Raw genomic sequence first — 1,143 nt, 5'->3', positions numbered from 1 at the left:
AACAGAGAGACTATTTTTGAATAATAAAAGTGCACAAAGTTATCTGGCAAAAAGTGCACAATTCTACTTGACGGTTACATTTGTACGTATCTTTAGATACTATATTTAGACGGGTATTAACATCATACTTTATATAAGCATAAAACTGAAATGAAACACCATTAATTTCTGACTCAAATAAATGATAAGTATGCATAGCGGAATTTAAAACGCGGACAGATTTATCATCTTCTGAAGTCCATCTTTGACCATCATGCCTTCGAATAGGTAAAATAAGTGTATAATAATAACGATCAGCCCAAAATTTTATTCCAATTGAATCTAAATGTATATCAAATTTAGGTTCTGCTATTCCTAGAGAATAACTAAGATTTAACCAATGTAAAATATCATCTAACTGATTATGTATATAAGATAACGATGAGTCATTAATTGAAGTATTAATCAACTTATTTCCTCCTTATACAAAAATATTATTTTTTATAGTTGTATATTTTCTAATTACGAAAAACAAAAATATATATTGCTTATAATGTTATAGCTACTACTAGTACAACCAGTACTTTGTGATTAAACTATTAGCTCTATAATTTCTGAATTGAACTTTAAAATGTATGACTCGAAGTAATATTTTAATAAGAGGCTAAATTTACCAAGAGTATTAAAAGTTAAAAGGATTTGTATTACATTTGACTAATTAAATAGTAAAGCATATATGAAAGAACTAAAATATTAACTCCCATATCACTTATTATAAATTATAAATTAACGAGGTTTTCCAAGAATTTCATAATTTTTCCTTTTTTTATTTTTTGAAAATTGTTTAGATAAATAATTTTGATTATCAAAAACTGTTTTTGCATAACCTCTATAGGTGCTTTCAGCATTTAGTTCAATGTTTCTATACTTTCTTGGTGTAGCTGAAGCTATCGATGAGATGGTTTTAACAGTTTTCTCATCTGTAGAAATGATAACTTCTAAACCATAATTATAACCATTACCTCCGTATTTTTTAGTAATTCCAATATATATTTTTTTACCTCTATCGATTTCCCCAGCTATTTCCAGTCAAGTCCATAATATTGTGTAAAATACAGTACACTGTTTTCGTGTCTTAACCTTGCGGTCAAAATTGAATATATT

General features: G+C 26.7%; 1 protein-coding gene. It reads right to left on the bottom strand.

The window, feature by feature from the left end:
* Positions 1–10: 10 nt before the first annotated feature.
* Positions 11–448, bottom strand: coding sequence for a hypothetical protein (locus tag C3945_RS11680; RefSeq protein WP_161879822.1), 438 nt, complete (start codon positions 446–448; stop codon positions 11–13).
* Positions 449–1,143: the final 695 nt, after the last annotated feature.

The sequence above is a fragment of the Alkalibacterium sp. MB6 genome (genome assembly GCF_009935905.1).
GTDB lineage: Bacteria > Bacillota > Bacilli > Lactobacillales > Carnobacteriaceae_A > Alkalibacterium.
This window is presented reverse-complemented; position numbering and strand designations above follow the sequence as displayed.